Below are 24,338 nucleotides of genomic sequence, written 5' to 3' on the forward strand. Positions count from 1 at the left end.
GGTGCACTAGGGTGACGGCCATGAGCAGAAGCTTCGGTTCCGTCCCCACGCTCCTCGGGCTCGTCGTCGCCTCCGGGCTCCTTGCCTGCAAGAACCCGCCACCTCCCGCTCCGGTGGTCGTCGAAGAGGCGTCGGCGCCTGCGCCGTCCACGCCGAAGCCGGTCGATCTCGCCTCGTGTGCCGGGTGCGCCCTGTCGCCCACGCCGAGCTGGTCGTTCGAGGGCGTGTACTCCGACCCGGCGTGCACGTCGCCGCTCGCGCAGATCACGATCACGGCGTGCGCCCAGGTCCCCGCGTTCGGGTCGGCGTCGCTCACGTACGTCGACGAGGTCGGGAAACGTAAGGCGAACGAGACCGTCACGGCGACCCTCGCGGAGGCTCCCGCCTCGGCGCAGCGGTATCGGCTCGCCGGGAAAGTGTGCGTGCGCGCGAACGAGGCCGCGGTCGACGTGACGCCCGGCGCCTGCGCTGCGCACAAGGTGTGCCGCGACACGAACGGCGCGCTCTCGTGCGCCGAGGCCTCGTGCCGCACGCTCGCGAACGGCTGCCCCGACTACGAGGAGACGCGCCTCTACGCGACGATCGACGACCCCGGCGTGAAGGGCGCGACCTCGGGGACGGGCGTGTCGGGCAACGTCGCCCGGCTCCTCCAGTGCTGCAACGTCCTCAACTCCGAGGCGACGCGGCTCGGGCTCTCTCCCGAGGCCGGCCTCCTCCGAAACGCCGCCGCGCAGTGCTCGGCGCTCGCGAAGCAGGTCGGTCCGAGCGGTACCGCGCCCGAGGCCGGGCTCATCCGGGGCCTCCTCGCGGGCCGGAACGTCCCCGCGGCCTGCGCGGGGTTCTAAGCCGGAAACCCGAACACCCGAGCCTCAGGCGACGAGCGTCTGGTACGCTGACGTGATCTCGTGGAGCCTGCGCGAGAGCTCGCGGCGCTCCTCGGCGCTCGCTCGTGGGTGGAGGTCGGGATGGGTCGTCCGGACGAGGTCGCGGTAGGCGCGCTTGACCTCGTCCTTCGTCGCGTAGGACGACAGCCCGAGCGTCCTACGGGCGGCCCTCTGCTCGGCGCTCTCGGTCGCCCGAGCGGCCGGCGCGATGGGGCTCTTCTCGAGCCTGTCACGCAGCCTCCGTCGGCCGTGCAGGAAGACCTCCGGGAGGAGGGCGGGGCGGAGCGCCTCGCGGGGCGTGCGAATGGCCACGCGGAACCGTAGCTCGGCGTCCGGCACGTTCTCGAGCGCGGTCAGCCTGTGGCGGAGCTGGGTGCGCACGGCTCGACCGACGACCTCCGGCGACAGGCGAAACTCGGTCACCAGCACCTCGCCGTGCAGTCGGTTCTGCGCGAGCGCGCGGAGCAGGGACCTTCGCAGGGTCGCCTCGTCGAGCGAGTCCTCTTGCCGCAGCACGTCCGCGAGGGAAGGGGACGACCGGTCGAGCTCGACGGCCGACACGAGCCCTGCGGCCACGTGCACCCGGTGGATGCGGCCCGTACGTTCTACGATTTCGAGGGCGCCGCTCGCACGCTCACGATGGAGCGCCCCAAGCACGTCACCGAGCGTCGTCGCGGAGAGCCGACCGGGAAGCTGCATGCCCGAGCGGTACCCGAAGGCGGCGCACCGGGCCAAGTTCGCGACCCCGGCCTAGTGAAGAATCTCTAGTGATTTTAGGTAGATACGCCCCTCCGCGGCGTACCGCGAGTCGGGGAAGCGGCGGAGCATGGTGCGCCAGGTGTTCTTGGCGTCGTTCCAGGCCTCGAGGTCCGTCTGGGACATCGCGAGGAAGTAGAGCGCGTCGTCGCACACCTCGCGGTCGACCGTGTTGTCGGCGAGCTGCGTGAGGATCGGGATGGCGTCCTTGTGGCGCCCGAGGCCACGGTACGACTGCGCGAGCCCGAGCTTCACCGACGGCGTGATGGACGAGTCGTCCTTGAGGCGGAGCGACTCCTCGAAGAGGCTCGCGGCCTCTTGCCAGCGCTTGGCCCGCAGCTTCTCCATCGCCTGGCCGTACACCTGGGCCGAGAGCTCGTTCTTCGCGCGATCGGCCGCATCCGTGAACATGGCGAGCTCGGCGCGGCTCAGGGGCTCCTTCTTGATGGACTCGAACGCCTCGACGAGCTCGGAGCGCTTGTTCTGCCGCACGAGCTCGTAATACTGGGCCGCCTTGGCCTCGGCGCGCAGGCGATCCTCCTCGCGCTTCTGGGCGTCGCGGACCTCCTTGCGGAGGCGGTCGTTCTCCTGGCCTCGGGTGTCGGTCTCGGCGCGCACCTGGTCGACGCGGGCGTCCCACGCGAGCTTCAGCGCGGCGAAAACCACGAAGACGAACACGACGTACGCCGTCGCGCTGTTCCACGAGAGCTTCCGCTCGTAGCTCTGTTGGCGCTTGGCGATCGACTTGATGTCGGCCGAGAGGGCGTTCGTGAGGTTGTTCGTCTTGATGACGAGCCCCCGCGACTCGATGATCTCGCGCTTGATCTCGCGCAGCTCCTCGTCGGTCTCGTGCAACATCGGCGAGGGCCCCATAGCACAGGGCGGGGCGCAGATCCTCGCGCCGGGGCTTTTTCGCGTTTGCGGGCGCTCGCGCAAAGTGCTACGTCCCGCCCCCGCATGGCATCCACCACCGATATCCGCAAAGGCCTCAAGATTCAGATCGACGGAGTGCCTTACCACATCGTCGATCACCAGTTCGTCAAGCCGGGCAAGGGCCAGTCCTTCACGCGCTGCCGCGTCCGAAACCTCACGAACGGCAACGTGGTCGAGCGTACCTGGAAGAGCGGTGATTCGGTGGAGCTCGCCGACGTCGAGGACCGCACGATGACGTACTCGTGGTCCGAGGGCGAGAGCTTCGTCTTCATGGACCCGAACACCGGCGACCAGATCTACCTCGAGAAGAACAAGGTCGGCGACGAGCAGCGCTTCCTCTCGGAGGGCCTCGAGGTCGAGGTGACGCTCTTCAACGGCAACCCCATCGGCATCGACATGCCCCCGAACGTGGTCATGCAGGTCGTGAGCTCGGAGCCGGGCGTCAAGGGCGACACGGCCAGCGGCGCGACCAAGCCCGCCACGCTCGCGACGGGCACCACGGTCAACGTCCCGCTCTTCATCAAAGAGGGCGAGTGGATCAAGGTCGACACGTCGACCGGACAGTACCTCGAGCGCGTCAACAAGTAGTAGGCGCCTCCCATCGAGATCTTCGGCAACAAGACCGGCCTCTCGCCGGCCCACGTCCGCGCTCTCGAGCGCATCGGGCGTCGTCGCGTACCCGCAGATACGCTGGCGACGCCCGAGCTCGTTCGGGCCATGACGGACGTCTCGTTCGAGACGGGGCGCCAGGTGGGGGCCCTCGTGCATCGCTCGGGCACGATCGACACGGTGGTGGTGGGTGACGCGGGTCGCCTCATGCTCCCCGACATCGGGCGCCTCCGCGCGGCCCAAGGGCGCTTCCGCGGTGTGCGGCTCGTGCACACCCACGTGCGCGGGGAGCCCCTCACGAAGGACGATTTCGTCGACCTCGTGCGCCTCCGCTTGGACCTCGTCTGCGCCATCCACATGGCCCCGAGCGGCGAGCCTCGGGGTGTGTCCTACGCCTACAACGTCCCCACGTACGGCGGTGACGACGAGCTCCCGTACCGCGAGGTCCCGATGCTGCCGCTCTCGCAGCAGAAGGTCGACGTGGGCGAGCTCATGGCCTCGCTCGAGGCCGAGTTCGCGAAGCGCTCCCGGAGCCGCGAGGTGCGCGCCAAAGACGGCCGCGCCATCCTCGTCCACGTCGCGAGCACACGCGCGGGCGAGCTCAAAAAGAGCGATCTCGTCCGCGAGGCCGAGGCGAGCATGCGTGAGCTCCGCGAGCTCTCACGAACGGCCGGGGTCGAGGTGACCGACGCGATCGTCCAGATCCGCGACGCCTTCGACCCGAAGTACGTCATGGGGAAGGGCAAGCTCGACGACGTGATCCTCCGCGCGATCGACAAGGACGCCGAGGTCATCGTCTTCGATCAAAACCTGTCGCCCGCGCAGGCCGCGGCCGTGGCGAGGGTGAGCGACCTCAAGGTCATCGATCGCACGCAGCTCATCTTGGACATCTTCGCCCAGCGGGCCGAGGGGCGTGACGGCAAGCTCCAGGTCGAGCTCGCGCAGCTCAAATACAGCCTCCCGCGCCTCGCCCAGAAAGACGACGCCCTCTCGCGCCTCACGGGCGGTATCGGCGGTCGTGGCCCCGGCGAGACCACCCTCGAGATCGGGCGTCGTCGCGCCAAGGAGCGGGTCTCCCACCTCGAGTCCGAGCTCGCGAAGCTCGAGAGGCGTCGCGAGGAGCGCCGCAAGAAGCGCACGCGGATCCCGATCCCCACGGTCGCCGTGGTGGGCTACACGAACGCGGGGAAGAGCACGCTCCTCAACACGCTCACGGGCGCGAGCGTGCTCGCCGAGGACAAGCTCTTCGCGACCCTCGACACACGGTCGCGTGTGCTGCGCGTCGGCTGGGCGGGGTGGGGCGAACGCGAGGTGGTCGTCACCGACACGGTGGGCTTCATCCGCGATCTGCCCAAGGACCTCTTCGCCGCCTTCCGCGCCACCTTCGAGGAGGCGGCCGACGCCGATCTTTTGCTCCACGTGGTCGACGCGAGCGATCCCGGGCGTGACGATCACGTCCGTACCACGTGCGAGCTGCTCGAGGAGCTCGGCCTCCAGGATCTTCCGCGCCTCGTCGTGTGGAACAAGGTCGACCTGCTCGAGCCGTTCGAGCGGGCTATCCTCGCGAAGACCCACCCCGGCGACGTGCTGCTCTCGGCCACCCAGCGCGAGTCGACGCGCGAGCTGCTGGTCCGCGTCGCCGAGGCCCTCGCGTCGCGTTGGGACGAGGCCGCCAAGGGGCCCGCGCTGGTGCCCGAGGAGGTCCGCTCGGCGCGCGAGCTGCCGGACGTGGGCGACGAGGGAGCGGTGGACGAAGGCGGCGACCTGTCGACCGTCGAGGACATGCTCCGCGCCGCGAACCGACGCGTGCGCAAAGCTCCCCGCCCGAGCTGAGCCGAAGGTAGTCTCGAGGTCCACGGGCCCCCGTCGCCCCAGGCCGGAGGGGCGACGTGAACCCCAAGCCACACCGGGGGTGTGAACACAAACGCCGAAATTCGTGAAGGATTTCGATTCGTTGGGTTGCTTCGTCGTCGGGAGGGTGCATGCTGGTAAACATGTTTGCTCGTTCAACCACTTCATCGATTGTTGCGTTGGGGCTCCTCTTTGCCGCGTCGTCGGCGCGCGCCGACGAGGCTCCGCCCGCGGGTGCTGCTCCTGCCGCGCCGGCGCCCCCGGGAGCGCCCGTGAGAGCGGGCACGGCCGAGCCGCCCCGTGCCTCTGCGCCCGCCGCCGATTCCAAAGGCGTGAGTGAGGCGATCGTGGCCAAGGGGCCGGTGCTGAGGATCCCTCGAGGCGCCGAGGTGCGCGAGGTCGCCCTCGGCTGCGAGGGCCGCGCGGTGCTCGTCGTCGAGTCGCGCGTGTACGTGGCGTGCGGAGACGACGGGGTGGCCGTGGTCGGGCTCGAGCCGGAGCCCGTCCTCCTCGGGCGCATCCCGACCGACGGCGAGGCCGCGGGCCTCTTCGCGCGCGCGGGCAAACCCTGGGTCGAGCTCACGCGGACCGAGGCGCGCCCCCTCGGTGCCCTTCGCGCCCTGGGGCCGTTGCCTCCGTCGGTGCAAGCTCCCAGCGGGGGGCAAGCCGCGCGGACCCCCGAGCCCGCCGAGCGTCCGAAGCTCATCGCGCCCCCTCGGGTCGGCGACGTGACCGAGCTCTCCCTCGGCGGCGCGGCCTTCCTCACGGTCGGCGATCTCGGCGTCGGGATGCTCGCGGGCGCAGGGATCGGACACAGGTTCGAGGCCCCGTTCGCCTTGCGCGCCGAGGCCCATCCGATCGCGATCGGCACGGGAAAACAAGGGGCCGTGGGCGCCTTCACGGGCATCGGGCTCGCGTCGATCGACACGACCTTCTTCGAGATCGGCCTCGGCCTCGGCGCGGGCAAGATCCCGAAGGGCGGCAGCTACGACTATTCGGGCACGGGCACCGCCGTCCAGAGCGATGGCGGCGGCTCGGTCGTGGCCCCCACCTTCGTGCGCATCGGCGCGCGCGACGGGCTCTACTTCTCGGTGCGCACGAGCATCATCGTCCGTCGGGAGGAGTTCGCCTTCGGCTCGGTGGACGTCGTCGGGCAGATCCCGGTGGCCGAGCGTTGGGCCCTCGTCGTCCGCGGGGAGGGGGGCAACATGGGCAGCGCGAGCGGCACCGCCTCGATGCGCTACCGCATCACCGAGACGCGCGGGGCCGGCGCCGCGTTCGTCCAGGGCGGTGGAGGCTACGCGTACCTCGAAGGGGATCCGCGCTGCGAGACGCGGACCACGGTCGGCGGGAGCTACACGTCGTGTTTCACGGCCTCGTACTCGGGGCCGGCGCTCGCCGTCGCCGGGGAGTGGCGCTTCTGACGGCTACGCGCGGCGGACGAGCCTTACGGGCACGTCGCCCTTCGGCCGGAGCGTCACCTTCGGGTCGAGGACGAGCGGCTTCCCCGGGATGCGCTCCGCGCGGAGCTCGCGCACGAGCATGGCCAGCACGAGCACGGCCTCCGTGATGGCGAACGTGTTGCCGATGCAGGTGCGCGGACCACCTCCGAACGGGATGTACGCGAGCTTGTGCCGCTCGGGCGCTCCAGGCAGAAACCTGTTCGGATCGAAGACCTCGGGCTCGGGGAAGAGCTCGGGGTCCCGGTGGAGGAGGAAGGTGCTCACCCCGACGATGGCGCCCTTTCGAATGCGCCCCTCGGCGATCGTGTCGTCCTCCAAGGCCTGCCGCTCGAACGCCCATGCGGGCGGATAGAGCCGCATCGTCTCGTCGACGACCGCGCGGGTCAGGGCGAGCTTCGGCACGTCGTCGAACGTCGGGTCGCGATCCCCCAGGACCTCGCGCACCTCGTCGAGCACGCGCGCCTGCCACGCGGGGTGCTCGGCGAGGCCGTAGAGCGCGAACGCGAGCAGGCTCGCCGTGGTCTCGTGGCCCGCGACCACCAGGGTGAGGGACTCGTCGCGGATCTGTCGGTCGGACATGCGCTCCTTGCCGGTCTCGTCCGTGGCCGAGAGCAGCATCCCGAGCAGGTCGTCTCCCGGATCGGGCTGCCTTCGTCGCTCGTCGACGATGCGCAGCACGAGGTCGTCGAGCGTCCTGAGCGCGCGCTTGAAGGCGAGGTTCTTCGGCGTCGGCAGCCACGGGGGCACCCGGACGAGGGCCTCGGCGTAGTCGTTCGTCCACTCGAGGCCGGTCGTGAGGGCCTCCCCGATGGCGCTCGCCTCGCCCTCGAGATCGACCGAGAAGAGCGCGCGGCCGACGATGGCGAACGTGAGGCGCATCATCGCCTCGTGGACGTGCTCGGGGGCTCCGTGAGTGCGCGCCCGATCGAGCATGCGGCGCGTCGACTCGGTCATCGTGCGCGCGAGCTTCGCGAGCTTCTGCCGGTGGAAGGCGGGCTGCACGAGCCTTCGCTGCCTCTTCCAGAAATCGCCTTCGCTCGTGAGCAGCCCCTGGCCGAACACGACCTTGAGACCGTCGTAGTTTCGGCTCTTCACGTACCCTTGGGCGTTGTCGACGAGCACGTGCTTGATGGAGGCCGGAGAGCTCACCAAGACGTAGTGGTGCGGCCCGAACACGAGCCGAACGGCGCCGGGGTGCGCGGCCTTGGCTTCACCGAAGAGCGCGATGGGATCGTGCCACGCGCGGAGGAGGTGACCGAAATAGGGCACGCGGCTCGTGTACTCGGGCACCTCGGCGGTGGGGGTGGCCTCGGCCCTCGGGGCGCGGGGGCGGGTCGCTCGAGCGGTGGACGCGGGTGTGGTCGCCATGGGGTCCCTCCGGAATGAATGTGAGGATATCCTCACGTTGTGGATGGAACGTGAGGCAATCCTCACGTTGTGTCAAGCGCGCCGGTTCGCCGCCGAAGGCGCGGGCGTGGTAGAGCGGCGTCCGCGTGACCCACGAGAAGCCGACCGAACGATCCGTTCCCGCGCAAAAGAGGAGCCGCGAGCGCCGCGAGCGCATCCTCGAGGCCGCCGCGCAGGTCTTCGCCGAGAAGGGGCTCGGCTTCGCGACGATGGAGGCCATCGCCCACGAGGCCGGCACGTCGATAGGCTCGCTCTACCGCTTCTTCCGCGACAAAGAGGCCATCTTCCAGACCCTCCACGAGGAGCACTTCCAGAAGGCGCGCGCGTTCCTCACGGAGGTCGTCACCGCCGAGGACTTGTCGGCACCCTGGGACACGCTCGTGCGTCGTGTGCTCGGGGCCATCTTCTCGTTCACGCTCGCCGATCCGGCGTTCCGCGCGGTGTGGGCGAGCATGAGCTTCACGGGCGCCATGGTCGTCGAGGGTCAGGCGGAGAATCGGGCGATCGCGCAGTCGATCGCGCCCCTGCTCGGCCAGGTCTTCCCGAAGCTCCCCGACGCGCGGCGGCTGCCGGTCACCACGCTGCTCGTCGAGATCGTGAGCGCCATGACGCTCGTCGCGGCGCAGCGCGAGGGCGCCGAGCGCGAGGCCATCGTCACCGAGTGCCAGGACCTCGTCGTACGCTACCTCGCGCCGTACGCGCCGGACTCTGCCGCACCGCGCAAGCCCTCGAAGGCGCGCGCGCGCGTCGCGCGGTCGAGGTAGCGGCGCTCGCTCACTTTCGGCGAAGGCCCCTTCCCGAAGCCGGCACGGGCGACTAACAAACGCGTCGAGGCCGGCGTGCCGCGGCCCGTGTCGAAAAGAGTAGGAGGCCCCCGTGTCGTCTCGTGTCGTTCGCTCGCCCCGCGGTCCTGAGATTTCGTGCAAAGGCTGGGTGCAAGAGGCCGCTCTGCGCATGCTGCACAACAACCTCGACCCCGAGGTCGCCGAGCGCCCCGAGGACCTCGTCGTCTACGGCGGGACCGGCAAAGCCGCGCGCTCGTGGGACGCGTTCGACGTCATCGTGCGCGAGCTCCGGGACCTCGAGAACGACGAGACGTTGCTCGTCCAGTCCGGCAAGGCCGTCGGCAAGTTTCGCACGCACAAGGACGCCCCGCGTGTCCTCATCGCGAACTCGAACCTCGTAGGCAAGTGGGCGAACTGGGACGACTTCCGCAAGCTCGAGGCGCTCGGCCTCACCATGTACGGCCAGATGACGGCCGGCTCGTGGATCTACATCGGCACCCAAGGCATCCTCCAGGGTACGTACGAGACGTTCGTCGCCGCGCGGCGCGCGTACTCGGCTCGCACAGGCAAAAAGGAGGGCCTCTGGGCGCTCACGGCGGGCCTCGGCGGAATGGGCGGCGCGCAGCCCCTCGCGGCCACCATGGCGGGGATCTCGTGCCTCGCGGTCGAGGTCGCCCCCGAGCGTATCCAGAAGCGCGTCGACACCCGCTACGTCGACGTTCGCATCGACGATCTCGATCGCGCGCTCGAACGCATCGATCGCGCCGTGGGCGAGGACAAACCCGTGTCGGTCGCGCTCTTGGGCAACGCAGCCGAGATTTACCCCGAGCTCGTGAAGCGCGGCATCATCCCCGACTTCGTCACCGAGCAGACGAGCGCACACGACCCCCTGAACGGCTACATCCCGCTCGGGTTCACCCTCGACGAAGCCGCACAGCTCCGCGCCGAGGACCCGGAGGGGTACGTCGAGCGCGCCAAGGCCAGCATGGCCGAAGAGGTCACCGCGATGCTTGCGTTCCAGAAGAGCGGCGCCGAGGTCTTCGACTACGGCAACAACATCCGCGCGTGCGCGAAGGAGGCCGGCTGCGAGCGCGCCTTCGACGTCGAGGGCTTCGTGCCGAAGTACATCCGGCCACTCTTCTGCGAAGGAAAGGGCCCGTTTCGCTGGGCCGCGCTGTCCGGTGACCCCGAGGACATTCGTGTCACCGACGCGTGCGTCCGCGAGCTCATGAAGGACGACGCCGACCTCCAGAGCTGGCTCACGATGGCCGAGGAGCGGGTGAAGTTCCAGGGGCTCCCGTCGCGCATCTGCTGGCTCGGGTACGGCGACCGCAAGCGCATCGGGCTCGCGTTCAACGCGCTCGTGCGCGAGGGCAAGGTGAAGGCTCCCATCGTCATCGGTAGGGACCACCTCGACTGCGGAAGCGTGGCGTCGCCCAACCGCGAGACCGAGGCCATGAAAGACGGCTCCGACGCCATCGCCGACTTCGCCATCCTGAACGCGCTCGTGAACACGGCCGCGGGGGCGAGCTGGGTGTCGTTCCACCACGGCGGTGGGGTGGGCATGGGCATGAGCCTCCACGCCGGCATGGTCGTCGTCGCCGACGGTACCCCGGAGGCGGAGGCCCGCCTCGAGCGAGTGCTCACGAGCGATCCGGGCATGGGGGTCGTCCGGCACGCCGACGCCGGGTACGAAGAGGCGATCGTGTGCGCCAAGGAGCGCGGCGTCCACATCCCCCACATCCCCGGGACGTGACGCGGCGGCCCTCGGGCTACTCGCCGATGGGCGGCAGGGACGACGTCGGGTAGTGCGAGACGCCGACACGGCGCCCGTCGGGATCCCGAAAGTAGAGCGAGTACGGCGTCGAGCCCTCGAGGCTCACGCCGTGCGACGCGAGCTTTCGGAGGAGCGCCGGCCGGTCGGCCTCGTCGATCGCGAAAATCACGGCTTCCATGCACCCTTCGGGGACCGTGGGCTCGCCGGGCTCCGCGTGCTCCAGCATCAGGATGGCCTGCCCGGCGGCGAGCCACTCGCCTCGCGGGGACGTGCGCATGATCGAGAAGCCGAGGAGGTCCTGGTAGAACGCGAGGAGGCGAGGCAGATCGCGCGTTCGAAAGGCGATGTGGTGGACGTGCACACCCGAGGATCCCACGCCGGTCGCCCGTCTGTCTCCTTTCCGGCGCGCCGCCCGGCCGGAAGAGGCAGGTCTTTCGATCGCGTGGCGCCGTCGTGGTAGGAGGGCGTGCCATGTCTCGACAGGTCGTCGTCGCCACCCACGGTCACTGCCTCGACGGGCTCGCGTCCGCCGCCCTCTTCACGCGCCTCCTCCGCCACGTCGACCCGCGCGAGCTGTCGATCCGCTACTTCGCGATGGGCTACGGACCGGGGAGAACGGCGTCCCCGAGCACGTGCTGAACGGGGACGAGAACGTCATCCTGGACTACCGCTTCTCGGCGAGCGAAAAGCTCACTTGGTACTTCGATCACCACGTGAGCGCGTTCGCGACGGAGGCCGAGCGTGTGGCCTTCGCCGAGCGGGTGCGCGCGGGCTCTGTCCCTCGCTTCTTCCACGACGGGGCCTACGGCTCGTGTACGAAGCTCATCTCCGACGTCGGCGCGAAGCACTTCGACCTCGATCCGGCCCCGGTGAAGGCCCTCGTCGATTGGGCGGACATGATCGATCGCGCGGCCTTCCCGAGCGCGAAGATGGCCGTCGAGAAGAAGGAGCCCGTCCTGAAGCTCATGACCGTGGTCGAGCACCTCGGCGACGCGTCGTTCCTCGAGCGCTCCGTGCCCGTCTTGCTCGAGCACGGCATCGAAGCGCTCGCGGAGCTGCCCCTCGTACGCGGCGCCTATGCTCCTTTCGAGGCCGAGCAGCACAAGTTCGTCGCGCTCGTCGAAGAGCGCGCCAAGATCGTGGGAGACACCGTTCTCGTCGACCTCACCGAGACCGAGCTCGACACGGCCCCCAAGTTCGTCACCTACGCGCTCTTCCCGAAGAGCCTCTACTCGGTGGTCGTCACCCGCTCGAAGAAGAAGTGCAAGCTCTCGATCGGCTATAACCCCTGGTGCGGGGTGCCGCGCACCCACGACATCGCCCGCATCTGCGAGCGCCACGGCGGGGGAGGGCACCCGGTCGTCGGGGCGATTTCCCTGCCATCCGACGAGACCTCGACGGCCAAGGCGCGCGGGCTCGCGTCCGACATCGCCCTCGAGCTCGCGACGCCCAAGACGTGAGAAGGAGGACCGTGTCATGGCACTAGAGAGGTTCGACGAAGACGCCCCGAGGCCCGTACCGAAGCTCCCCGAACAGGACGGCGCGACCCTCGTGCGCCTCGTCGGGGTGATGCGGCGTTTGCTCGCCGAGGACGGCTGCCCGTGGGATCGCGAGCAGTCGTTCGAGTCGCTACGAAAGTACGTGCTCGAAGAGGCTTGCGAGGTGATCGACGCCATCGAGTCGAAGGACCGCGCGGCCCTCCGCGAGGAGCTCGGCGACCTCTTGCTCCAGGTGGTCTTCCAGGCGGAGCTGGGCAGGCGCGAGGGCTCGTTCGCCATCGACGACGTCGTCTCGGGCATCGTCGAGAAGCTCGTCACTCGGCACCCGCACGTGTTCGGCGATCTCGAGGCGAACGACGCCGACGAGGTGCTCCGGAACTGGGAGATGCTGAAGGCGAAGGAGAAGGCGGGCCGCGGTATCCTCGGTGGGGTCCCGAAGAGCCTCCCGGCCCTCACGCGGGCGCAGCGCATCGGCGAGAAGGTCGCCCGTGTCGGGTTCGATTGGGCCGACGAGAAGGGCAGCTTCGCCAAGGTTCGAGAGGAGGTCGGTGAGCTCGAGGCGGCCCTCCTGGCGGGTGACGCGCACGCCGTCGAAGAGGAGCTGGGGGACGCGCTCTTCGCGCTCGTGAACCTCTCGCGTCACGCGAAGGTCGACGCCGAGGGCGCCCTCCGGCGGACGATCGACAAGTTTACCCGCCGGTTCGGGCACGTCGAGGCGCGGGTGAACGAGGTCCACGGGGGCTTCGGCGAGCCGGGCAAGGGCACGCTGCCCCTCGCCACGTTGGACGGGTACTGGGAAGAGGCGAAGCGGGCCGAGCGCTAAGTCCCTCCGAGCACCGCCGGCGGTGCCCGGAAGCACAGCCGGCGGTGCTCGTGTAGGATCGGGGCATGCTGCCCGTGAAGGTCACCGTAGCCGTAGGAAAGAAGATCGTGTCGCTGGACGAGGTGCGTGACGTCCGCATCAAGCGAGGCTTGGAGGATGCGGCGCGCTCGGTCGGGACCCAGCTCGCCACGCTGCGCTGCGCGACCCACGGGAAGACGGCCACGGACGTGAGGCTCCACTTCGACGCGGCTGGCAACGGCGATCTCAAGTACGAGTCGTGCTGCGAGGCCCTCGGTCGCGTCATCTCGCGCGCCCTCGGCTGAAGGCTCCCTACGCGCCGAAGCGACCGGGGACCTCGACCACGAACGAGCCGCGCGGCTCCTCGGAGACCTCGACGTCGAGGCCGAGGAAGGCCCGGACCACGGCGCGCTGGGCGTCGAAGTGCGGCGTCGGGCGCACGGTGCGGAAGGTGCCGCCGCGGCCGAGCGCCAGCGGCAACACGAGCTGGTCGGCGAGGTGCTCGCAGACGGGCACGTCCGCTGCGGCGAGGGCGGCCACGAGCGCCCCCACCGACCCACCGATCCGCTCGGCCGGCGCGCCCTTCTCTCCGAAGCCCGTGACCACGTGGGTCGCTTGCTCGTAGACGAGGGTCACGACGAGCGCGTTCCCGGGGCCGACGGGATCCCGCACCACCTCGGGCCGGAGGTCGGCGCGCTTCGAGAGCCCTGCGACGCTCGCAAGCGTCTCGAGCTCGCGGAGCGCGATGTTCGACGGGAGGGCCGACACGATGGCGCGCCCCCGCTCGGCGAGGCGCTTGCCCGTCTCGAGCAGCTCGATACGCGACGGGCATGCGCCCCCGGCGATGGCGACCTCGACCCGGCCTCCGCCGGCAGGGAAAAAACCGGGCCGAACGAGGGTCGCTTCGGCGTGGTACCCGATCTTCGCGAGGGTAGGGAGGAGCGCCTCGGCCACGAACGGAAAAGGAGGCGCCGCCGGGTTGTGCGTGCCCCCTTCGAGCACGAGGCGCGAAGGGCCTTCGGCGATGGAGAGCGGGAGGAGCACGGTCGCGAGCACGAGCAAACACGAGCCCGCGGTTCCCACCTTGAAGGTGTGCTCGCCCGCCGTGACCCTCCCCGGCCTGAAGACGAGCTCGGTCGAGCCCATGCGGGCGCCGGTGACGTCCGCGTTCGAGATGGCCTCGGCGGCGAGGGTCGAGGCGAGGTGCTGGCGGAGGAGGCCCGGTCGCCCGCGCTTCTTTCGGATGTTGGTGATCGTGAAGGGCTTCTGGGTGGCGAGCGAGAGCGTGAGCGACGAGCGCAGGACCTGCCCGCCGCCCTCTCCCGTGGTGCCGTCGATGGTGATCATGGTGGTGGTCCTTCGTTCCTTCGTAGGCGCACCCTCGCGGGGCGCGTCATCCCTTCACGCAGACGACCTGGCGGAGCTCGTGGACGACGTCCACGAGATCGTCCTGCGCCTTCATCACGGCGTCGATGGGTTTGTAGGCCGCCGGGGTCTCGTCGAGCACGTCGAGGTCCTTGCGGCACTCGATGCCCTTCGTGGCCTCGGCGTGGTCCTCCAGGGAGAAGAGCTCGCGCGCCTTGGTGCGGCTATGGACACGCCCCGCGCCGTGGCTGCACGACGAGAAGGCGTGAGCGTTCCCCTTTCCACGCACGATGTACGAGCGCGCCCCCATGCTCCCGGGGATGATGCCGAGATCCCCCGCTCCCGCGCGCACCGCGCCCTTGCGGGTCACGAGCAGGCGCTCGCCGAAGTGGGTCTCCTCGGACACATAGTTGTGGTGGCAGTTCACCGCGACGTCGCACGTCTCGAAGGGGGGGAGCTTCGGCCAAGCGCGCATCGCGCCGATGGCCGCGTCGAGCATCAACGCTCGGCTCGTGCGAGCGAAGCGCTGCGCCCACGAGAGCGCGCGGACGTAGTCGTCGAAGTCGGCCGTCCCGGCGTCGAGCCACGCGAGGTCGCGATCGGGGAGGCGGCGGTCGAGCCGGAGGGCGGTCTCCCGTGCCTTCTCGATGAAGTACTGGCCGATGAGGTTCCCGATCCCGCGCGAGCCCGAGTGCAGCATGACCCACACGCGGTCCTCTTCATCGAGGCACACCTCGATGAAGTGGTTCCCCGTCCCGAGCGTCCCGAGGTGGGCGAACGAGTTGCCCTTCGCGAGCTTCGGGTGCTTCTCGCAGAGCTCGGACAGCTCGTCGCGGAGCTCCGCGCGCCACGCCCGCTCGACGACCTTCGGGAGGTCGTGCCACGAGCCCTTGTCGCGCGCGCCAGGCGTACGGCCGTGGGGGATCTTGGCCTCGATCGCCGCGCGCAGCTCCCCGAGCGAGTCGGGCAGGTGCTCCGCGCGGAGGGTCGTGCGCTGGGCGATCATCCCGCACCCGATGTCCACGCCGACCGCGGCCGGGAGGATCGCGCTCCGCGTGGGGACGACGCTCCCGACCGTCGCGCCCTTTCCGACGTGCACGTCGGGCATGACCGCGACGAACGGCCCGACCACGGGCACCTCGGCGAGGCGTCGCAGCTGCTGCTCGGCCGCGGCGTCGAAGGCGACCCCCGAGACCCACGCGTGGATGGGGACACCCTTGGTGGTGAGAGTGATGTGACTCATGGCTGTTCTCCTCGCGGAGCCCTATCGCACGGGCCATGCCACGCGGTGTCGCGCCCCGATAAGCGAATGATTTTCAACGGTTAAGTCTTTCTTGGGCGCGCGTGGTTTTATAGAATCAGCGAGCATTTATCGAATGGGATAGGGATCGGATCAGGTTCGCGAACGCCACGCGTGGCTGCTGCTGCGGGGCACGATCGAAATGCGCGTCGAAGGCGCTTGCATGCGGGAGGGGGTTCGACTATCTCCCTTCGGGCCCGACGGGCGCATAACTCAGCGGTAGAGTGCCACCTTCACACGGTGGAAGTCGCAGGTTCGAATCCTGCTGCGCCCACGAAAAAGCGCGCGAGCCCCGAGGCCGCGCGCTTCTTGCATTTCGGCGGGCGCCGTCTCGGTCAGGGGGCGCCTCCGTCCGGGCGCGCCTCACGAAGGTGCGTGACCGTGTCCTCGAAGATGCCGTGGAGGCGGCCCGCGAAGGCGCTGTCGTCCACGAAGAGACCCACGTTCCGGCTCTTCAAGAAGTAGTCCCCCTCCCAGTTGCTCGTCCCGAGCCACGCGCGCTCGCGGTCGACGACGAGGTACTTCGCGTGGACGACACGGGCGAAGGGGATATCCCCGCCCGACCACCTCGGCACCTCGACCGCGTGCACCTCGACGCCGGCGTCCCGGAGGGCGAGCAGGCTCGGCTCGGTTGCGCGCCAGGCCCCCACGACGAGCCGCACCCGTACTCCGCGCTTCGTCGCGGCGCGGAGCTCGGTGTCGAGGTCGGTGAAGTCCGAGCCGTCTCGCATCTTCGCCTTGTACGTGAGCATCGCGACGCAGATCTCGCGGCGGGCCCGGCGAAGCTCGGCGACGAGCAAGGGCAGGTCCCACGCGATCCCTTCGGGGAGGGCGTCGCGAGGGCTCGCGGCGAACGTCGTCCTCGGGCTCGGCGCTGCGAGCGGCGGCTCGGCTGGCGCTGCGGTGGGCTCTCCGCCGGCGAATGCGTAGTCCCGCGCGAACGTGCGCCCAAGTCCCGTGACGACGCCGCTGTCGGTCGTGCGCACGCCGAGCTCGTGGATGTGCTCGAGCGACCGGTAGTCGAAGTTTTGGCTGCCGAGGTAGGCGCTCGTGCCGTCCACGACGAAGTACTTGGCGTGGAGGATCCCACCCCCGAACGCCTTGGCCCCGTCGATCGCTCGCACCTCCACGCCGCGCATGGCGCGAAGTCGCTCGGGCACCTCCGGGTACTTCGGCAAGAAGCTCGCGTCGACGAGGACACGTACCCGCACCCCGCGCGCCGCGGCGCGCTCGATCGCCGCGACGACACGGCCGAGGGCCGAAGGGGACTCCGCGGAGGCGCGGGGATCGTCGCTCAAGTAGAACTCCGCGATGTCGAGCGTCGCGCGCGCGCCGTCGATCATGGTCACCCACACGTCCTTGGCGTCCGGCACGTCGGGGTGACCGAGCGCGGTCTCGAGCGGAAACGACTCGACGAGCTCCACCGTCGTCGCGTCCACCTTGGCGGAGGGCTGGGGACGATGCACTTCGAAGGCCCGACCGCACGCGACGAACGCCGCCGCGAGCGCGAGCCCGAGAACGCCCAAGACCGACGAGCGACGGCTCATTTCGGGCCCTTCTTCACGATGCTCTCGACGTTCTCGACCGTCGCTTTGAGCGCGTTCAGGCTGGTGGCGCCGGCCACCACGAGGACGAAGCCCCAGCCGTACTGCTCGACCGGAACGAGGCGGTTCGGGAGCTGAAACGGGTTCAAAACGAAGGACTTTCCCCACATGTGGGAGACCTCGAGGCCGACCACGAGCTCGGTCCCTTGCCCGTACGAACCGAGCCCGATCGACCCGGCGGCGCGGTTCGCGCGCGCGAACGTGACGGTGCCGATCGTGGGCTCTTCGTTGAGCGGTGGCGTGGACGAGAAGTCGGTCGACATCCCCATGAGGAGGCCGAGCTTCGGTCGAAAGAACCACTCGAGCCCGACGCCCGTATTGAGCACCGGGCGGGCGTTTCCGAAGTACGAGAGCTCGGCGCTGCGTTCGATGGCGGGGCGCCCCGAGACCGCGACGAGCTCGTCGACCGTGAGCTCGGCTTCGGTCGCGCGGCTTCGAGGAAAGTGGAACCCGGCGTCGAGCTCGAACCGCGCGCTCGGGAGGTTCCCGGCGAGGCCGACGCCGATCTTCGCGGGGGTCGACGCGCGGAACCCACCTTGGCCGCGCTTCGCATAGGCCGAGTCCTCGGCGCCGGAGTACTGCGTCTGGTAGAGCGACGAGTAGTTGCCGAGGAGGTGGAGCGACGGCACGTGCGCCGACACTCCAATCTGGTAATTTTTGTCGATTTTGTACGTGACGCCGATGGCCGCGCCCACGTCGACGCTCGTCGCGCTCGTGACGCTGTCGATCGCGGTCGCGAGGAACCGTCCGGACGACGAATAAATGCTCGTGTTGCCCGACGAGAGCTGATCGAAGTTCGTGATGAGCGCGGAGATCGACGCGCCGACGGCGAGCTCGTCGGTGAGGTGCACGCTGTAGGCCGGCCCTATCGAGAAGCGGCTCCACTTGCGCAGAAACGACTGCCCTTGGTCGACGCGGGCCGCGCTCGAGCCTCCCCGGTAGCCGATCGCGAGCTTCGACTGCGCGTCCCTCTCGAGGGTGCCGAAACAAAACGAGAGCCTGTGCGAAGACTGACCTTGGGTCGGTTTTCCGCTCAAGTTCACGAAGAAGCACAAGGTCGACGGCAAGAGGTCGACGTCGGTCGTCGTGAGGGAGGTCCGGTCGAGCTCGAGCGCGCCGAACTGCTCACCCACGGTGCCCGGGCTGTGGAAGTCGGGGATGTTGAGCGAGCGGACCTGGAGAAAGTTCGCCGAGAAGGCGAACCCTGGATCGTCGACGTTCGCGATGGTGGCCGGGTTCAGGAACGGGGCCGCCCCGTCCCGTCCCGCGGCGATGCCCGTCCCCCCCATCAAGGCCGAGCGTCCGCCGAGCGGCGCCGAGCGGTAGTTGCCTTGGGCGCGTGCGCTCGCCTCGAGGCCGACGAAGGCGGAAAACCCAGCGGCCCACACGAGGCCCAGGAAGAGGCGGGACGACATCCGTTCCCGACAGAGTAGCAAGGTCTCCTACGTCGTCGCTACGGTCGCTCGTGTTTCGCTCGCTCGCCGCTCTGCTATCCTTGTCCGCGATGAGCGCTCCGAAGACCGACGACGAGCGCCACCCGTTCCCGCGGGAGGCACGCACCGCGTCCGGTCGCGTGGCCGCGCAGGTCGGAGTAGACGACGACCCTCACGAGAAGGACACGGTCGTCCCCCCGTACGACGTCGAGAGCTACGCGCGCGCGGCGTCGGCGCTGCCTCCCGTGCCGGTCACGCGATCCATCTCGGGGTTCGTCGAGGCCGAGGTCGACGCGGCGCCGGCCACCGTTCGGCGGCCCGGGGGCACGCCCGAGGGCCTCCTCGACGACCCCGAGGCCCAGCGTCGGATCCCGTTCCGTACCCTCTCGGGCGCGCGGCTCGAGGCGTCGACCTTCGACCATCGCGAGGGCTTCGTGCTCTCCTTGATCGACGGTCAGCTCGACGTCGAGACCATCGTCGACGTGAGCGGAATGCCCTCCTGGGAAGTTGTTCAAATACTCGAAACCTTTAGGATATCGGGCGTCATCACCCTCTCGTGAGCGGCGGAGGCCGCCGTCTGCTAGGCTCAAGGCTCCGATGCTGGGCCGTCGCCTCTTTCTCTCCCGCTTCGTGCCGTCGTTCGTGGCGCTCGCCGTGGTCTCGAGGGCAGGGGGGGCGCGTGCGTCGGCGCGCTACACGTCGCGCGGGGTGGTGCGTTCCTTCGGCAAGGCGCGGAGGTACGTGAACATCCACCACGAGGACATCCCGGGATACATGAACGCGATGACCATGTCGTTCGAGCCCGGCGCGCCCGGCCAGCTCGACGGTCTCTCGGAAGGCGACCAGGTGGTCTTCACCTTCGTCGACGACGGTGAGCGCCGCGTGCTCGAGAAAATCGCGCGGGTCTAACTCAGCGGAGCGCGACGGCGATGGCCGCGATGGCGACGAGCACGAGCGCGGCGGCGACGAGCCCACGCTTCGTGAGCGAAGGCTTGAACGAGGGCTCGGGCTCGAGGTCGACCGTCGGTCGGCTCGCGGGGAACGCACCGGTGATCGCCGACTCGGGGAGCCTGGAGCGAGAGGACATGGGCGAGGTGTCGTCCGTGTCGAGGCCGATGGGGACCGGGGGCGCGATCGTCGCCATCGGGCGCCGCGGCGCGCTCGCCACCTTGACCCACGCGAGCTGGCGCTCCCTCTCTCCTGGGAACCGCTCCTCGAGGTAGTTGGCGAGCTCGGCCTCGGGCTTCGCGTCCCGAAAGGAGGCGAGCGAGGCGACGAAGGCGTCGAGGTCGCGTTGGAGCTCGGCGGCCGTCCCGTAGCGTTCGTCCGGGTCGATCGCGAGCGCGCGGTGGACGATGCGCGCGAGGGCCTCGGGCACGTCGGGGCGTAGCGTGCGCACCTCCGGAATCACGGCGTCGCGCACGGCTTGAAGGGTCTCGTGATCGGTGTCGCGCTTGAAGAGGCGCTTGCCGGTGCACACTTCCCAGAGCGTCGCGCCGAGCGCGAACACGTCGATCCGCCGATCGATGGGGCCGCTCTGCGCCTGCTCGGGAGCAAGGTAAGGGATCTTTCCCTTCACGATGCCGTCGCCGGTCTTGGCCGAGCGTTTTCGCGCGCGCGACAGGCCGAAGTCGATGAGCTTCACGCGCCCGTCGTACGTGAGGAAGACGTTCGACGGGTTCACGTCGCGGTGGATCACTTGAAGGAGGGCGCCCTCTTCGTCGCGGAGCGCGTGCGCCGAGTGGAGACCTTCGGCGACACGCGCGCAGATCCACACCCCGAGCGCGAGCGGCATCACCCCTCCCTCGGCGGCGTGGTGATCCCATGCGTCGGCCAAGGTTCGCCCGAGGAGCAGCTCCATCGCGATGAACGGGTGGCCGCCCTTGGTGATGCCGTACTCGTGCGTATGGATGACGTTCGGGTGCCCGAGCATCGAAAGGATCCGGGCCTCGTCGAGGAACATGGCCTCGTAGACCTCGTCGCCCTGGAGGCCCTCTTTGATGACCTTGAGCGCGACGATCTCGCTGCGACCGGCGGCGTCTTTTCCGGCGCCGAGGTAGAGCGTCGCCATGCCGCCGTCGGCGATTTTTGCCTGGATGGCGTACCGCCCGAGCAGCACGGGGGCCGGCGTTTCTTTCGGGGGCGCGTTCGCGTCGCGAGACAAGGCTCTGTCGTCTACACGAGAAAGACAGGAAATTCCAGCGTCCCGGGCCCGAGAGAGTGCAGGTTTCCGCCGTTCCTGTACCCGCGCCTCCCAGGCCTCCGTCGGCGCACGCCCTCGCGTTCCCGTGCTACGGTTTCGGCATGAGCAAAGGTCGCGCGCTTCTCGGAACCTCCGCCATCTTGGTGCTGTTCGGCGTCGGCGTGCTCTCCGCGCCCGCGTTCGGCAAGGCCAGGATTTCCGACCCGGCGCCTCGCAGCACGAACGACGACAACCAGACGGACTGCACGGGTGCAGGCGCGACCGCAGGAACGCGCCTCCCGCTCGGCGCCGTGGCGACCACCGTCAAGATCATGGACAACGACAGCGTCGGATGCATCCAGATCGCGGTGTTCGATCAAGGGACGCGCGTCGGCGACGTCATGCAGCAAGTCGACAACGTCGGCACCGCGCGCGAGGTGACGTTCTCCGACGTCCCGATCCCCGCCTCGTGTCGCGATGGGCGGCGGTGCACGATCCACATGCGTCAGCTCCTCGTGGCCGACGCGGGCGCGTGCCCTCCGGCGACCGGGCTCGGGACTGGCGCGCTCGGAAATCGCTATTCTTGCGCGGACTTCCGTGTAGCGCAGCCCGATCTCGACGCCGGTGGAGACGCGGCTCTTCCCCCCGAGGTCGACGCCTCCACCCCGGGGGTCGACTCGGGGTTCGTCCCGCTCCCTCCGCCCTCCTCGGGCGATGGTGGGGTCGTTCGTGTCGCGGGGCTCGATCCGTCGAACGCCGAGAGCGAGAGCTGCGCGGTCACGACGCCCGGGGATCCGCGTGTCGGTCTCGGGGCCGCCTCTGGGGTCGCGCTCGCGACGCTCGGCCTCGTCCTCGCGGCCCGTCGCCGTCGCCGCTGAGGCGAACGAAGGCGTGAGCGTCGGCCGTGAGATGCGGCCTCAACGCTGCGGAAAGAGCTCCCGTTCCTTCCACGCGCGGAGCTCGCGCAGCTCGGCCCACACCTCGCGCGCCGACGAGTAGCGGTACGCCTCCCGCCTGCGGAGCATCTTCGCGACGAGGGCGCCGAGGGGGGTGCCGAGGGCTTCGGCGCGCCTCCGTGGCTCGCCCTCCGACACGAAGCGCATGAGGTCCGCGTAGGGCAGGCCCTTCGGGATCGCCGACTCGCCCGTGATCATCCAGAAGAGCAAGAGGCCCACCTGGTAGAGGTCGCTCTGCTTGCTCGTGTAGCCGGTCGCTAGGATCTCGGGCGCCATGATCGCGTGGTGCACCACGTTCGGCCGAATCGCGGGGAGGCCTCGGAGCTCGTGGCTGATGCCGAAATCGCTGATTTTTACGACCGGTCGGTCCGTGGCGTGCGTGACGAGCACGTTGCCCGCGTGGAGGTCGTCGTGGACCACGTCGTTGTCGTGGAGGAACTGCACCGCGGCGAGGAGCTGCCGGGTGAGCTCGAGGACGAGGCCCTCCTGGAGCGGCGCGCCGAGCATCGACTTGAGCGCGTGATCGCACTTCTCGAGCGCGAGGAAGAAGAGCGATCCTTGCTCGAACGCGTCGTAGATGTAGACGACGTTCGGGTGCCGGAGCGACATGAGCCGCGAGACCTCGCGCGCCCACTCGGCTTGCACCTCGGCGTAGGGGCGGTTCGCCGGGCGAATGACCTTCACGGCGTAGCTCTGGTCGAACGGGCCCGTGCAGTCGAAGACCGCGCCGAACTCTCCCGTGCCGAGCACCTTCGTCACGAGGTACTGGCCGCGCGTCGACGTGAGCACGGAGCCCGGCTCGGGCATCTGCACCATGAGCCTCGGGGGCTGAGAGGGAGGCGGATACCCGGCCGGGGAGGGCGCCGACATCGGCCCGAGCGAGGGCGGCCCGCTCGCTCCGAACACGGGCGCAGGGACCGGGCCCGGGCCGCCGGCCGGTAAGGGCGACCCCGTGTAACCTGCTGGAATGGCTGGGAATTGCCCCGTGGTGAGGTGCGGTGGGATCGGAGACACCGGCACCGGCAGCGCCGGCTCGGCCGGTGCGATCTTCACGGTCTCGCCCAGGGCGGGCGGGGGGGCGTTCGGCGGGGGTGCCTTCGGGCTGTCCACGATGGCTCGAGAGTACGCGAGTCACCCCCGATGCGCCCACGAATCGCTCAGAAGCCCATCGCGCCCATGCCGTCCTTGTTGAGCTTGAGGGCCTCGCTGCGCTGCACGGGGGCGGGGGCGGCCGCGGCCTTCGCGACCGACGAGCGCGACGCCGAGATCTGCGCGACCTGCGCGTCGAGCTTTTTCTTCTCGGCCTGGTCCCGGGTCTCGCCGGCGCGGGCCTCGAGCTTTCGCTGCGCTTCGCCGAGGGCGCGGTCGGCGGCCGCGAAGTCTCCGCTGTTCACGCGCTGGGCCGCGGCGATCTGGATCTTGCCGGCCTCGAACACGGACGCCATCGCCTTGACGCGGTCGTCGGCCGAGCGCGCGACGGCGGCCGGGTCCGACGAGAACCCGACCCGCGCGACGGTCTCTTTGACCCGCTCGAGATCGCCGTCGCGAGGGTCGCGGAAGACGAGCCGAACGCTCGCGAGGGGGCGCTCGTTCGGGGTCTCGGCGTCGTCGAGCGCGACGCGCACGAGGGCCTCTCTGTGCTGCCCGGCGAAGAGCGCTCCCAAGGGGATGCGGAAGGTGCGGCCGTTCCACGTCGAGTGCACGCCCTCGGCCCCGATCACGCGCACGCCGGGCGCCGGCACGATCTCGAGGCTCGCGTCGCTCGCGACCGTGTCTCCGATGAGCGACACCTCGCGCTCGAGCGTGGCGACCATCTCGCGGGGATCTCCAATGTGGTAGAGCCTCCCACTCGAGCGGACCGAGAGGGCGTTGAGCGTGCTCTCGTCGTAGTCGAGCCCGACACCGAGCGACGTCACCTGGACACGAGCGCCGAGCCCACGTTCGGCGATGGCGCCGAGCGCCTCGGGGCTCTGAGGCCCCACGTTGGCCCGCCCGTCGGAGATGACGACCACCCGCCTCACCGCGTGCGACACGGGGGCCTGCGCGAGGTGCGATTCGGCGAGCGAGAGCCCGTCGAACATGTTCGTGGAGCCGCCGGTGCCGAGCTTCGCGATCGCGGCGAGGATGCGGGGACGCGTCTCGGCGTCGAGCACCGTGGGGACCACCAGGGTCCGCGCCGAGTCGTCGAACACGTCGACCCCGACGACGTCCCCGTCGACGAGGTTTTGCACGAAGGTGCGGGCCGCGGCGCGCGCGCTCTCGATTTTGGCGCCTTGCATCGAGCCGGACGTGTCGATCGCGAGCCCCACGGCGACCTTCGGGCGGAACGCCGCGCGCCCCTTGGGCACGTCCACGCCGACGCCCAGGAAGGCCTCGTGGGTGCCCGTTCGGAGCAAACCGCCCTCCGCGGCGGCGAAGATGCGGATCGCGTCGGGACCGACTTTTTGAAGGTCGGCGGGCTCCTTCGGGCTCTCGGCGACGATGGGGGATCCGCCGACCTCGGCCGGGGCGGCCTTCGCGTTCGGCGCGAGGGAGCCTGGGGTCGTGGGCGAGGTCGCGCAGCCCGTGACCGCCATCGTCGTCGCCAAAAGGAGCATGCTCGTCGTCCGCATCGAAGCCTCCGGAGGGTAAAGTCTCGCCGCGCGCCTCGACGGCCCTCGGGAGGGGCGAAGCGGCGGGCCCGGCCGTAAACG

The 24,338-nt window shown here is 69.7% G+C and carries 24 protein-coding genes and 1 tRNA gene; 14 read left to right on the forward strand and 11 right to left on the reverse strand.

Features of this window, described 5'->3' with window-relative positions; translation table 11 throughout:
• Positions 1-20 precede the first annotated feature (20 nt).
• Positions 21-845: a hypothetical protein gene (locus IPK71_20685; protein MBK8216154.1), complete on the forward strand. Its 825-nt coding sequence runs from the start codon at positions 21-23 to the stop codon at positions 843-845.
• A gap of 24 nt (positions 846-869) precedes the next feature.
• On the opposite strand, the gene IPK71_20690 is transcribed toward IPK71_20685, so the two are convergent.
• Both IPK71_20690 and IPK71_20695 read right to left on the reverse strand, forming a co-directional pair.
• Positions 870-1,583, reverse strand: a complete 714-nt coding sequence (locus tag IPK71_20690; GenBank protein ID MBK8216155.1) for a DnaJ domain-containing protein — start codon at positions 1,581-1,583, stop codon at positions 870-872.
• 51 nt (positions 1,584-1,634) lie between these two features.
• Positions 1,635-2,495 carry a tetratricopeptide repeat protein gene (locus tag IPK71_20695; protein ID MBK8216156.1) on the reverse strand — a complete coding sequence of 287 codons (861 nt, stop codon included), beginning with the start codon at positions 2,493-2,495 and terminating at the stop codon, positions 1,635-1,637.
• Between the two features lie 102 nt (positions 2,496-2,597).
• Here IPK71_20695 and efp point away from each other — a divergent pair, with 102 nt between their 5' ends.
• From efp to IPK71_20710, 3 genes are all read left to right on the forward strand, one after another.
• Positions 2,598-3,161, forward strand: coding sequence for an elongation factor P (efp, locus tag IPK71_20700; protein MBK8216157.1), 564 nt, complete (start codon positions 2,598-2,600; stop codon positions 3,159-3,161).
• A gap of 12 nt (positions 3,162-3,173) precedes the next feature.
• Positions 3,174-5,015: a GTPase HflX gene (hflX, locus tag IPK71_20705; GenBank protein ID MBK8216158.1), complete on the forward strand. Its 1,842-nt coding sequence runs from the start codon at positions 3,174-3,176 to the stop codon at positions 5,013-5,015.
• A 350-nt stretch (positions 5,016-5,365) separates the two neighbouring features.
• Positions 5,366-6,457 carry a hypothetical protein gene (locus tag IPK71_20710; GenBank protein MBK8216159.1) on the forward strand — a complete coding sequence of 364 codons (1,092 nt, stop codon included), beginning with the start codon at positions 5,366-5,368 and terminating at the stop codon, positions 6,455-6,457.
• Positions 6,458-6,460: 3 nt separating this feature from the next.
• Here the strand turns inward: IPK71_20710 and IPK71_20715 are convergent, their stop codons facing one another.
• Positions 6,461-7,864 carry a cytochrome P450 gene (locus tag IPK71_20715; protein MBK8216160.1) on the reverse strand — a complete coding sequence of 468 codons (1,404 nt, stop codon included), beginning with the start codon at positions 7,862-7,864 and terminating at the stop codon, positions 6,461-6,463.
• A gap of 125 nt (positions 7,865-7,989) precedes the next feature.
• Here IPK71_20715 and IPK71_20720 point away from each other — a divergent pair, with 125 nt between their 5' ends.
• Positions 7,990-8,667, forward strand: a complete 678-nt coding sequence (locus IPK71_20720; protein ID MBK8216161.1) for a TetR/AcrR family transcriptional regulator — start codon at positions 7,990-7,992, stop codon at positions 8,665-8,667.
• A gap of 112 nt (positions 8,668-8,779) precedes the next feature.
• Entirely contained in the window at positions 8,780-10,444 is a 1,665-nt protein-coding gene (gene hutU / locus IPK71_20725; GenBank protein ID MBK8216162.1) for a urocanate hydratase, read from the forward strand.
• Between the two features lie 16 nt (positions 10,445-10,460).
• On the opposite strand, the gene IPK71_20730 is transcribed toward hutU, so the two are convergent.
• Complete coding sequence (locus tag IPK71_20730; GenBank protein MBK8216163.1) at positions 10,461-10,841, reverse strand: VOC family protein; 381 nt, start codon at positions 10,839-10,841, stop codon at positions 10,461-10,463.
• Positions 10,842-10,936: 95 nt separating this feature from the next.
• On the opposite strand from IPK71_20730, the gene IPK71_20735 reads away from it, so the two are divergent.
• The 4 genes from IPK71_20735 (at position 10,937) to IPK71_20750 (ending at position 13,110) form a co-directional block, all read left to right on the forward strand.
• A complete protein-coding gene (locus IPK71_20735; protein MBK8216164.1) occupies positions 10,937-11,104 on the forward strand; it encodes a hypothetical protein in 168 nt (55 codons plus the stop codon).
• Positions 11,098-11,925, forward strand: coding sequence for a hypothetical protein (locus tag IPK71_20740; GenBank protein ID MBK8216165.1), 828 nt, complete (start codon positions 11,098-11,100; stop codon positions 11,923-11,925). Before IPK71_20735 ends, IPK71_20740 begins: the two co-directional genes overlap by 7 nt.
• Positions 11,926-11,941: 16 nt before the next feature.
• A complete protein-coding gene (gene mazG, locus IPK71_20745) occupies positions 11,942-12,787 on the forward strand; it encodes a nucleoside triphosphate pyrophosphohydrolase (protein ID MBK8216166.1) in 846 nt (281 codons plus the stop codon).
• Positions 12,788-12,852: 65 nt separating this feature from the next.
• A complete protein-coding gene (locus IPK71_20750) occupies positions 12,853-13,110 on the forward strand; it encodes a hypothetical protein (GenBank protein MBK8216167.1) in 258 nt (85 codons plus the stop codon).
• Between the two features lie 7 nt (positions 13,111-13,117).
• Here the strand turns inward: IPK71_20750 and IPK71_20755 are convergent, their stop codons facing one another.
• Complete coding sequence (locus IPK71_20755) at positions 13,118-14,152, reverse strand: RNA 3'-terminal phosphate cyclase (protein MBK8216168.1); 1,035 nt, start codon at positions 14,150-14,152, stop codon at positions 13,118-13,120.
• A gap of 46 nt (positions 14,153-14,198) precedes the next feature.
• On the reverse strand, positions 14,199-15,413 hold the full coding sequence (locus tag IPK71_20760; GenBank protein ID MBK8216169.1) for an RtcB family protein: 1,215 nt from the start codon (positions 15,411-15,413) through the stop codon (positions 14,199-14,201).
• Between the two features lie 259 nt (positions 15,414-15,672).
• On the opposite strand from IPK71_20760, the gene IPK71_20765 reads away from it, so the two are divergent.
• Positions 15,673-15,744: transfer RNA gene (locus IPK71_20765), tRNA-Val, on the forward strand.
• A gap of 61 nt (positions 15,745-15,805) precedes the next feature.
• Here the strand turns inward: IPK71_20765 and IPK71_20770 are convergent.
• Complete coding sequence (locus tag IPK71_20770; protein MBK8216170.1) at positions 15,806-17,017, reverse strand: hypothetical protein; 1,212 nt, start codon at positions 17,015-17,017, stop codon at positions 15,806-15,808.
• The gene (locus IPK71_20775; GenBank protein MBK8216171.1) at positions 17,014-18,489 is read right to left on the reverse strand and encodes a hypothetical protein; all 1,476 of its coding nucleotides are present in this window, start codon (positions 18,487-18,489) and stop codon (positions 17,014-17,016) included. Before IPK71_20775 ends, IPK71_20770 begins: the two co-directional genes overlap by 4 nt.
• A gap of 89 nt (positions 18,490-18,578) precedes the next feature.
• Between IPK71_20775 and IPK71_20780 the strand changes: the two genes are divergently transcribed.
• Both IPK71_20780 and IPK71_20785 read left to right on the forward strand, forming a co-directional pair.
• Positions 18,579-19,067, forward strand: a complete 489-nt coding sequence (locus tag IPK71_20780; GenBank protein MBK8216172.1) for a hypothetical protein — start codon at positions 18,579-18,581, stop codon at positions 19,065-19,067.
• Between the two features lie 37 nt (positions 19,068-19,104).
• Positions 19,105-19,416 (forward strand): copper-binding protein, encoded by a 312-nt coding sequence (locus tag IPK71_20785; GenBank protein MBK8216173.1) that lies wholly within the window; start codon positions 19,105-19,107, stop codon positions 19,414-19,416.
• A gap of 1 nt (position 19,417) precedes the next feature.
• Here the strand turns inward: IPK71_20785 and IPK71_20790 are convergent, their stop codons facing one another.
• A complete protein-coding gene (locus IPK71_20790; protein MBK8216174.1) occupies positions 19,418-20,671 on the reverse strand; it encodes a serine/threonine protein kinase in 1,254 nt (417 codons plus the stop codon).
• Positions 20,672-20,811: 140 nt separating this feature from the next.
• On the opposite strand from IPK71_20790, the gene IPK71_20795 reads away from it, so the two are divergent.
• Entirely contained in the window at positions 20,812-21,567 is a 756-nt protein-coding gene (locus IPK71_20795) for a hypothetical protein (protein ID MBK8216175.1), read from the forward strand.
• A 39-nt stretch (positions 21,568-21,606) separates the two neighbouring features.
• On the opposite strand, the gene IPK71_20800 is transcribed toward IPK71_20795, so the two are convergent.
• A complete protein-coding gene (locus IPK71_20800) occupies positions 21,607-22,461 on the reverse strand; it encodes a serine/threonine protein kinase (protein MBK8216176.1) in 855 nt (284 codons plus the stop codon).
• Between the two features lie 341 nt (positions 22,462-22,802).
• The gene (locus IPK71_20805) at positions 22,803-24,221 is read right to left on the reverse strand and encodes a VWA domain-containing protein (GenBank protein MBK8216177.1); all 1,419 of its coding nucleotides are present in this window, start codon (positions 24,219-24,221) and stop codon (positions 22,803-22,805) included.
• Positions 24,222-24,338: the final 117 nt, after the last annotated feature.

The organism is Myxococcales bacterium (genome assembly GCA_016712525.1).
Lineage (GTDB): Bacteria > Myxococcota_A > Polyangia > Polyangiales > Polyangiaceae > JAAFHV01.